Below are 10,215 nucleotides of genomic sequence, written 5' to 3'. Positions count from 1 at the left end.
GTCGGGATCGCCTCCACCCGCGAACTCGGCCTCGACCCCGCCAAGGTCAACGTCAACGGCGGCGCCATCGCCGTCGGCCACCCCCTCGGCATGTCCGGCGCCCGCATCGCCCTGCACCTCGCCCTCGAACTGCAACGCCGCGGCGGCGGCATCGGCGCAGCCGCACTCTGCGGCGGCGGCGGACAAGGCGACGCACTCATCGTCCGCGTCCCCAAGGCCTGAGTGTCTAAATACACCTGAACGAGCGCTCTCGCTCTGCGACGCCCCGTGGTTTTGCTCACACAACTACGGGGCGTCGTAGTTGTTCGGGCACAATGGCCTCATGGCGAACATCTTTGACGTATCCACTCCCGCGAAACGCTTCCGTCTGGTGGCGTGGTGGGAAGCTGTGACCTGGGCGGCCTTGCTGGTTGCCATGTTCTTCAAGTGGGTCCTCGGACACGAAGAAGCGATTCGCATCCCCGGAATGGTCCACGGAACCGCCGGCTTCCTGGTGTTCATCGTTGTTGCACTCCTGACCGCGTGGTCGCTCAAGTGGGACGTCAAGACCACGATCCTTGCGCTGATCTCGAGCGTTCCGCCCTTCGGCACCGTCATCTTCGAACGCTGGGCTGTGCGAAACGGCAAGCTCGGTGAGCTGTCCACGGAGTTCGATGCGTCCAAGGGCAACGCGGCGCTCGTCTGAGTGCTGCATCCCTCTACGTAGCTTCTCGCAACTCGTGACAAACTGGGAGCCGTGACTCGACCAGGTTCCAGGCCCCCCGCGCGTTCGTCCGCAGTTGCTGCCGCCATGAGCGGCGCAGTCGACTTGTCCGCCTTCAAAGAGCGGGCCACGGCCCCACCACCGCCGCGTAACACCAGCGGCGACGGGGCCGTTTCTGCTGTCTCCGGGGCAGTGATCGAGGTGACCGAGGAGAACTTCGAAAGCGAAGTCCTGCTGAAGTCGAGCCAGGTGCCGGTGATCGTCAACATCGGTGGCCGCGCATACGAGCCCTCGGTCGTATTCACCGAAGTTCTCGAATCATTTGCAGCGCGAGCCGGCGGCAAGTGGATTCTTGCCAACGTCGACGTCGACGTGAGCCCTCGTATCGCGCAGGCATTCGGTGTCCAGTCGGTTCCGACGGTTGTTGCTGTCGCGGCTGGTCAGCCGTTGGCCGATTTTCAGGGCGCTCAGCCAGAGGCGCAGCTCAGCCAGTGGTTCGACGCAGTCCTCCAAGCTGTCGAGGGCAAGTTGAGTGGGCCGGTCTCCGACGCGGACGAACCGGTGGAGGAGGTCGAGGATCCTCGATTCGTGGCCGCTGAAACCGCGCTGGACGAGGGCGATCTCGACGCCGCCATCGCTGCGTACCAGGAAATTCTCGACGCCGAACCCAACAATGCGGAGGCCAAGAGCGCTGTCCGCCAGGTGAAGTTCATGGCTCGGGTTCAGGGTGTCGATCCCGAGTCGATTGCGGCCGCGGACGCTGATCCGTCCGATCTCGAACTGCAGTTCGCTGCGGCCGACCTGGAAATGTTCGCCCAGCAACCCGAGGCGTCGTTCGCCCGCTTGATCTCGGTGGTCTCGCGAACTGCCGGCGACGACAAGGCTGCCGCTCGGACGCGCTTGCTCGAACTGTTCGAGCTGTTCGACCCGGCAGAACCGATCGTCATCGCGGCCCGTCGTAAGTTGGCTTCCGCTCTCTACTGACGTGTGGACCGGCAGTCGCTACTCCGTGTAGCGGCTGTCGCACACTTCCCGGCCACCGAGAACGCCGGTCCGGAACGCGTCGACACGTGCGAACCCGCTCGGAACCGTCTCACCGTTGACGTCACTGGCAGCCAGGCCGTCGGTCAGCAGCCCCGATACGGCTTCGTCGAGGTCGCCGGGGGAGAGTGTGACCTGTGCTCCGGACGCCGCGGCGTTGGTGGGACTGAGCGCTGCGGTGATGACGCCGGACAGGCAGGCGGCGCGCAGGGCAGTCTGCGGAGTGTCGAGCGATTGGCCGTTCTCCTTCTGCATCGCGAGGGTGTACCGCGACGCGAGCAGGACATAGGCATTGTAGTCACCGGTGATGTTGGTCTGGATCAACTCGCGTCGCCCGACGCGACCCGGCGTGCCGCGCTCGGCAAGGTCGTCGACGCTGATTCCGATGGTGTTCGTCGACGGGCAGTACGAGACGGGTTCGGTCGCAACGGCATCGCTGCACCCGGTGTCTGCGCCGGTGAACACGACCTTCGGTGGCTGCGGTAGATCGAAGATCGCTTGGAAGGTCTTCACGAACTCGTCGAGAGTTGCCTCGGTGACGGGCAGTTCTCCGGAATCGTTGCCCTCGGCGAACTGCTGCGGGAGGTCTGCACGTCGTGACTCGATTTCGTCGGCGTCCATCTTCGCGCACGCACCGGCGCCGTCGGTGAAGCCGATCTGAGTGGCGGTGACGCGCTCGAACGCCGAACCATGGTGGCTCTCAGGATCATTAGGGTCTTCGTCGCGGATGGCGACCGCCGACGCCAACACCTTGTTGAGTCCGTCGGAGGTGTTCATCGTGAAGTGCGCGGCCTTGTCCTCGGCGACGTGCCGCAAGAAGGCGCCACCGAAACAGTCGGCTTGCTGTTCGCGGACCAGGGCTGCGTCTCGTTTACCGCCGACGATCCCGGCCTTGCGTTGAACGGCATGGCCGTACTCGTGCGCAAAGATGAACGCGACGGCCACGTCACCGAACTTCTCCCGCACCTCGGGCAGCAGCAATTCACGATCCCAACCGATGGTGTGATCGATGCTGCAGTACCCGGCGTTGATGAGTTCTTCGGTGGTCTCCTCACAGAAGTCCGGGCCGTTCGATTCGGTGGGGTCCCACGAGATCAGCTCGTCGACCGGTTCGAAGGGCTTGTCGAACAGAGCCGGGTACTCGGCGGCCCAGTAGGTTTCGATGTCTGTGATGGCGTTGGCAGCCAGCGCGTCGATGTCCCCGCCGTCGGTGCCGGTGATTGCTCGGTCGGCGTTGGGGGCTCCCGGACGCAACCCACTTGGTCCTGCCGTTGCGTCGAGTCCGGCGACGCGGAAGGGATCGTGATAAATCGAGACGGCGTGGCCACTCGTTCCCTGGGCACAACCGGCGAGCAGTGCTGCCACTGCCAACAGTGACGACGTGACAATGACTACTCGCCGGCCGACCATCAACGCTCCAGACTTATCCAAATCGCTCCAGCAGCTGGCAGCGCCACCTGTGCGGAGGCTGGCCGACCGTGCCACGAATGCGACGTTGCTGTGACCGCTCCGAGGTTCCCGACTCCGGAGCCGCCGTACACCTCGGCATCGGTGTTGAGAATTTCCACCCATCGGCCGGGCTCTGGTAGCCCGACGCGGTAGCTCGAGTGCTCACTGCCCGAGAAGTTGAACAGGCAGGCGACAATCGAACCGTCAGTACCGTAACGCAGAAAACTGAGGACGTTGTTCTCGGTGTCGTTGGCGTCGATCCAGGAGTATCCACCGGGCGAGGTGTCGAGGGTCCACATGGCCGGATGACGTCGGTACGCGGAGTTGAGATCGCCGACCAGTCGCTGGACGCCGCGATGGAGAGTGCCGGTGTACTGATCGTCGAGCTGCCACCAGTCGAGGCCGCGTTCTTCGGACCATTCCGCACTCTGACCGAATTCCTGTCCCATGAACAGCAGTTGCTTGCCTGGATGCGCCCACATGTATGCAAGCAGTGAGCGCAGGCCGGACGCCTTGGCGAAGTCGTTGCCGGGCATCCGGGTCCACAGAGTTCCTTTGCCGTGCACCACTTCGTCATGGCTGATCGGTAGCAGGTAGTTCTCACTCCACGCGTACATCAGTGAGAACGTGATCTCGTGATGGTGGTAGGTCCGGTGTACCGGGTCGTGACCGAGGAACCCGAGGGTGTCGTGCATCCACCCCATGTTCCACTTCATGTTGAATCCGAGGCCGCCGACATTGGTCGCCCGAGTGACTCCGGGCCACGCCGTCGACTCCTCGGCGACGGTGACGACTCCTCGATGGTTCTTGTGGACGGTGGCGTTCATCTCCTGCAGGAACGCAACGGCTTCGAGATTCTCGCGGCCGCCGTGAATGTTGGGAGTCCATCCACCTTCCGGGCGTGAGTAGTCCAGGTACAGCATCGATGCGACAGCGTCGACGCGAAGTCCGTCGATGTGGAACTCCTCGAGCCAGAAGAGTGCATTGGCGACGAGGAAGTTCCGCACCTCGCGGCGACCGAAGTCGAATACGTATGTGCCCCAGTCCAACTGCTCGCCGCGACGCGGATCGGCGTGCTCGTACAGGGGAGTTCCGTCGAAACGAGCCAGGGCCCACTCGTCTTTGGGGAAGTGTGCAGGCACCCAGTCGACGATGACACCTATCCCTGCGGCGTGCAGGTGGTCGACGAACCAGCGGAAGTCGTCCGGGGTGCCGAAGCGGGAGGTCGGTGCGTAGTACGAGGTGACCTGGTACCCCCACGATCCACCGAACGGATGCTCGGAGACGGGCAGCAGTTCGACGTGGGTGAATCCGGTTTCGGTGACGTAGACGGCGAGTTGCTCGGCCATCTGCCGGTAGTCGAGCCCGGGACGCCACGATCCGAGGTGCACCTCGTACACGCTCATCGGGGACTGCGAAGGATCGACACCGGCGCGGGTTTCGAGCCAGGCCGCGTCGTTCCACTCATGCGAACTGGTGGTCACTCGCGATGCAGTCGCCGGCGGGACCTCGGTACCGAATGCCATGGGATCGGCCTTGTCGCGAACGGAGCCGTCGTGGCCGTGGACCCGGAACTTGTACAGCGAACCGACTGCGATGTCGGGCAGGAAGAGTTCCCAGACCCCAGTGGATCCGAGGACTCGCATGGGGGCGAATTGCCCACTCCACCCGTCGAAGTCGCCGACGACGGTCACGCCGCGGGCGGCCGGAGCCCAGACGGCGAACGAGGTGCCGTCGACGGGTCCGTCCGGTGTCTCGTAAGAACGCGGATGTGCACCGAGGATGTCCCACAGTCGTTCGTGCCGACCTTCGCCGAACAGGTGTAGGTCGAGTTCACCGAGAGTAGGCAGGAACCGGTAAGGGTCGGCTGCGAGAACCGTGTGTCCACCCGGGTACGTCACGGAATAGCGATAGTCGATCAGGTCGGGGTAGGGGACCAGAGCCGCGAAGATTCCGTTCGAAACATGTTCGAGAGGAAAGTGTTTGCCGCCGATGACGGCGCTGACGGACTCGGCGTTGGGACGCAACGCTCGCAGAACGGTGCCGTCGGCGTGGGGATGGGCGCCGAGGACACTGTGCGGATCGTGATGTTCACCGCGCGCCAACAGCTCCAGATCGTGATTGTCCGGTGCGATACCCGAAGGGAACTTCTCGGTTGACATCACTTGCCTCCACCTGCGCGGTGCGCATTGCGTGCTTGGTAGGCCAGAGAGATCCGGGCCGGATACGGAACGGGTGGGAGCGCGAGGATGTGCGCCACCGAACGCCAGGGCTCGAGGCGGACGAAATTGGCTTGGCCCCAATTGAACTGCTCACCGGTTACCTCGTCGAGCACGGTCATGTGGTCGTGCCATTCGCGTCCGAGCGCCGGCATGTCCAACCAGACGGTGCCCTCTTCTGCAGCGAACGGGTTGAGGTTGATCACCGTCAGGACGGCGTCACCGGTCGAGGCGTCGAACTTCGAGTAGGCGATCAACGCGTCGTTGTCGATGTGGTGAAAGTGCAGGTTCCGCAACTGCTGCAGGGCCGGGTGTGCACGCCGGATGCGATTGAGTGCGGTGATCCACGGCTCGAGAGATTCGCCTCGCGCTGCTGCTTCGGCGAAACGGCGCGGCCGAAGTTCGTACTTCTCGGAGTCGAGGTATTCCTCGCTGCCGGGGCGAACGGCTTGGTGTTCGTAGAGTTCGTAACCGGAGTAGACGCCCCACGTCGGCGCCAGGGTGGCGGCGAGAGCTGCTCGTAGAGCGAACATTCCGGGCCCACCGTGCTGGAGGGACTCGTGCAGGATGTCCGGCGTGTTCACGAAGAGGTTCGGTCGGGCTTCGTCGGCCTTCGCCGCCAGCTCGTTACCGAATTCGGTGAGTTCCCACTTCGCAACTCGCCAGGTGAAGTACGTGTACGACTGCGTGAACCCGCGCCGGGCAAGGCCGTACATGCGCGCCGGACGAGTGAATGCCTCGGCGAGGAACAGGACGTCGGGGTCGGTCTTCTTGACCTCAGAGATGAGCGTCTCCCAGAAGTTCGGCGGCTTGGTGTGTGGGTTGTCGACCCGGAAGATCTTGACTCCGGCACTGATCCAGTGTCGGACGACTCGCAGGATTTCCTTGTCCAGACCGCGAGGATCGGTGTCGAAGTTGATCGGGTAGATGTCCTGATACTTCTTGGGCGGGTTCTCGGCGTAGGCGATGGTGCCGTCGGGAAGGACGTTGAACCACTCCGGATGCTTCTTGGCCCATGGATGATCCGGGGCGCACTGCAGCGCGAGATCCAGTGCCACTTCGAGATCGAGCTTGCGGGCCGCCGCGACGAAGGCCTTGAAGTCCTTGAGCGTGCCGAGTTGCGGGTGAACAGCGTCGTGCCCGCCGTCGACCGAGCCGATGGCCCACGGCGAGCCGACGTCACCGGGTTCGGGAGTGAGAGTGTTGTTGCGTCCCTTGCGGTTGATCTCGCCGATGGGATGGATCGGCGGAAGGTAGACGACGTCGAAACCCATTGCGGCGATGCGGGGTAGGTCTTCGGCCGAGGTTCGGAAAGTACCGTGTTGCGGCACCCCGTTCTCGTCCCAACCGCCCGTCGAGCGGGGGAAGAACTCGTACCACGATCCGAACAGTGCACGGTTGCGATCGACGACGACGGGGTGGGACTCGCCCTTGGTGACCAGTTCACGGAGCGGAGTGGCGCGGAGCAGTTCGGCGACGTCGGAGGCGAAGGCCGGCGCGACGCGAGCAGTCAGCGCCTGATCGCTGCGCAGCGACGCCGTGACGGCCTCGAGCCTGGACCTGTTGCCCCGCGGTACCTCGTGCGCGGCCTGTTCGAACAGGCGCGCACCGATTTCCAGGTCGTTGGCCAACTCGGCCGCCCCCTGCCCGACGGCGAGCTTTGCTTCCACGGCGTGCTTCCAGGTGGCGATGGGATCGCTCCACGCCTCGATCCGAAATGACCACATGCCTTCGGCGGACGGTGTGAACACCGCGTCGACGGTGTCCGGTTCGGTGCCGGGGTCCATCGGAATGCGCAGCGGCTTGGTACCGCGCGGACCACGCACGACCAAAGTGGCGGAAATGGCGTCGTGGCCTTCTCGCCACACGGTTGCGTGCACTGGGAAGACTTCACCGACCACGGCCTTTGCCGGATAGTTACCCGAGATCTCGGGTACCACGTCGTCGATACCGAGGCGTCCTGACACGGGAAGCTCCATTTCTGATGATGGATCGCGGTAAAACGTTCTTTCGCCGGGTTCAACCGTAGTGGGTGCGGCGCCGGAGTGCTGATATCGACGAATTCGGGTCTGTCGGTGGTCAGGTCGGCTCGGCGTTCGGTTCCACCGGACAGAGTGCGAGGAACTCGACTAGGGTTCGCGGGGTGAAAGCCTTGCGTCGGTTCACTGTCCGAGCCCACCTTCCGGAGCGCCTTGCCGCGCTCGGCCCCCTGTCCACCAACCTTCGGTGGTCGTGGCATCCCGAGACACAGGATCTGTTCTCGCGACTCGACCCCGAACTCTGGCAAGCAGTCCAGTTCGATCCGGTCCGCATGCTCGGGGAAGTCGACCCCACCCGTCTCGACGAACTCAGCAGTGACGAGGCATTTCTCGGTGACCTCGACACTGCAGCAGCTGATCTCGACGCTTATCTGAGCACCCCGCGTTGGTATCAGTCCCAGCAGGCCAAGGGCGCATCGTCAGCCGGCGGAATTGCGTACTTCTCCATGGAGTTCGGAGTCAGCGAAGTTCTGCCCAACTACTCCGGTGGATTGGGCATCCTGGCGGGCGATCACCTCAAGGCCGCGTCCGACCTCGGGCTGCCGCTCATCGGCGTCGGACTGCTCTACCGATCCGGCTACTTCCGCCAGTCGCTGACCGCCGACGGTTGGCAGGCCGAGCACTACCCGCCGCACGACCCTCAAGGGTTGCCTCTTCGTTTGCTGACGGACGCAGGCCCGGCTTCCGAAGACGGATCGCCGGTCGTCATTCACGTCGCCATGCCCGGTGGCCGGGTGCTGCGTGCGCGAGTGTGGATCGCTCAGGTCGGACGAGTGCCGTTGTTGCTGCTCGATTCCGACATCGCCGAGAACGACGCGGATCTGCGCGGCGTCACGGACCGTCTCTACGGCGGGGACCAGGATCACCGCATCAAGCAGGAGATCCTCGCGGGTATCGGCGGCGTCCGCGCGGTGCGCGCCTACACCGCGGCGTACGGATTGCCCGATCCCGAGGTGTTCCACATGAACGAGGGGCATGCCGGATTCCTCGGCATCGAACGGATTCGGGAACTTGTCACCACCAGCGGTCTGGACTTCGATTCGGCTCTGGCCGCGGTCCGTGCCGGAACGGTCTTCACGACGCACACTCCGGTTCCCGCCGGAATCGACCGCTTCCCGGCGGATCTGGTCCGTCACTACTTCGGCGGAGCGAACGGCGAGAACGAATCGAGTTTGCTTCCCGGCCTGACCGTCGACCGCATCGTCGGGATGGGGCGTGAAGCCGATCCGTCGATCTTCAACATGGCGCACATGGGTCTTCGCCTGGGCCAGCGAGCCAACGGCGTCTCGAAGTTGCACGGCATCGTCAGCCGCGACATGTTCAACGGTCTCTGGCCGGGCTTCGACGCCGACGAGGTGCCGATCGGTTCGGTCACCAACGGTGTTCACGCGCCGACGTGGGCGGCGCCGGAGTGGATGGACGTGGCCAGGCGGATCGTCGGTCAGGAGCAACTCGAAGAAGCACGCGGGTGGGAGCGCCTGCACGAGTTGTCGGCAACCGAACTGTGGGAAACACGTAATGCGTTGCGCGGCAAGTTGGTCGACGAAGTTCGTCGTCGCGTCCGAGCGTCCTGGCTCGAACGCGGCGCGACCGAGGCCGAACTCGGCTGGACCACTGGAGTATTCGATCCCAACGTCTTGACAGTCGGGTTCGCGAGGCGCGTTCCGACGTACAAGCGGTTGACGCTGATGCTGCGTGATCCCGAGCGTCTGCGTGCGATGTTGCTCGACGAGAAACGTCCGGTGCAGTTGGTGGTGGCCGGCAAGTCGCACCCCGCCGACGACGGCGGTAAGGCACTCATCCAGCAGGTCGTGCGGTTCGCCGACGAAGCGGATGTGCGTCACCGCATCGTCTTCCTGCCTGATTACGACATGTCGATGGCCCGCTACTTGTACTGGGGCTGCGACGTGTGGCTCAACAACCCGCTTCGCCCACTCGAGGCGTGCGGTACTTCCGGCATGAAATCCGCGCTCAACGGCGGCCTCAACCTCTCCATTCGCGACGGATGGTGGGACGAGATGTACGACGGCGAGAACGGGTGGGCCATTCCGACGGCCGACGGTGTTCTCGACGACGTGCGGCGTGACGATCTGGAAGCCAGCGCCCTCTACGAACTTCTCGAGCACGCGGTACTGCCGACGTTCTACGACCGTGATGCAGCCGATCTGCCGACGCGCTGGGTCGAGAGGGTTCGCCACACCCTCGAGAATCTGGGCCCGAAGGTGTTGGCATCACGCATGGTTCGTGACTACGCCGTCGACTACTACGCCCCTTCGGCGGAATCAGCTCGAGCCGTAGCGGCGGATGATTTTGCCGGCGCGCGTGAGGTGGCCGAGTTCCGTCGCCGTATCGAGTCGCAGTGGCCGTCGGTCGCCGTCGAGCAGGTGGACGGTTCCGGCTTGCCGGACACTCCGGAGATCGGTGCGACCATCTCTTTGAAGGCCAAGGTCCGCCTCGGCGGCTTGTCGGTCTCGGATGTGGAGGTTCAGGCAGTCCTGGGACGCGTCAGCCCAGGCGAGGAACTCACCGACGTGGTGACGTTCCCGATGACGCACTTCGGCGCCGAGGACGGAACCGAGATCTTCGAAGCCGAGGTTGCGCTTCCGGTCTCCGGCTCCGTGGGATACACCGTGCGGGTGCTGCCGCATCACCGGTTGTTGGTCGATGCGTCCGAACTCGGGTTGGTGACCACTCCGAGCGTTTGACGTATTGCATTCTGCCCCGGTCCGTTCGGTCGGTACCGGGGCAGAATTGTGCCCGCGTG

General features: G+C 64.2%; 6 protein-coding genes and 1 pseudogene. 4 read left to right on the top strand and 3 right to left on the bottom strand.

Features of this window, described 5'->3' with window-relative positions; all coding sequences use genetic code 11:
- The 3 genes and pseudogenes from AC1Q61_RS09060 to AC1Q61_RS09050 form a co-directional block, all read left to right on the top strand.
- A pseudogene (locus tag AC1Q61_RS09060) lies at window positions 1-222 on the top strand (acetyl-CoA C-acyltransferase); the annotation flags it as partial.
- Between the two features lie 100 nt (window positions 223-322).
- Window positions 323-685, top strand: coding sequence for a DUF3817 domain-containing protein (locus tag AC1Q61_RS09055; protein ID WP_007733255.1), 363 nt, complete (start codon window positions 323-325; stop codon window positions 683-685).
- Between the two features lie 105 nt (window positions 686-790).
- Window positions 791-1,687 (top strand): tetratricopeptide repeat protein, encoded by an 897-nt coding sequence (locus AC1Q61_RS09050; protein ID WP_030537899.1) that lies wholly within the window; start codon window positions 791-793, stop codon window positions 1,685-1,687.
- Between the two features lie 18 nt (window positions 1,688-1,705).
- On the opposite strand, the gene AC1Q61_RS09045 is transcribed toward AC1Q61_RS09050, so the two are convergent.
- The 3 genes from AC1Q61_RS09045 to AC1Q61_RS09035 are packed head-to-tail and all read right to left on the bottom strand — an operon-like array spanning window position 1,706 to window position 7,379.
- A complete protein-coding gene (locus AC1Q61_RS09045; protein WP_042446171.1) occupies window positions 1,706-3,154 on the bottom strand; it encodes a neutral zinc metallopeptidase in 1,449 nt (482 codons plus the stop codon).
- On the bottom strand, window positions 3,154-5,355 hold the full coding sequence (gene glgB, locus AC1Q61_RS09040; protein ID WP_118604322.1) for a 1,4-alpha-glucan branching protein GlgB: 2,202 nt from the start codon (window positions 5,353-5,355) through the stop codon (window positions 3,154-3,156). Before glgB ends, AC1Q61_RS09045 begins: the two co-directional genes overlap by 1 nt.
- Complete coding sequence (locus AC1Q61_RS09035; RefSeq protein WP_030537901.1) at window positions 5,355-7,379, bottom strand: alpha-1,4-glucan--maltose-1-phosphate maltosyltransferase; 2,025 nt, start codon at window positions 7,377-7,379, stop codon at window positions 5,355-5,357. Before AC1Q61_RS09035 ends, glgB begins: the two co-directional genes overlap by 1 nt.
- Window positions 7,380-7,555: 176 nt before the next feature.
- Here AC1Q61_RS09035 and glgP point away from each other — a divergent pair, with 176 nt between their 5' ends.
- Window positions 7,556-10,156 carry an alpha-glucan family phosphorylase gene (gene glgP, locus AC1Q61_RS09030; protein ID WP_118604337.1) on the top strand — a complete coding sequence of 867 codons (2,601 nt, stop codon included), beginning with the start codon at window positions 7,556-7,558 and terminating at the stop codon, window positions 10,154-10,156.
- Window positions 10,157-10,215: the final 59 nt, after the last annotated feature.

Source organism: Rhodococcus sp. MPR-R1B (assembly GCF_058793255.1).
This window is presented reverse-complemented; position numbering and strand designations above follow the sequence as displayed.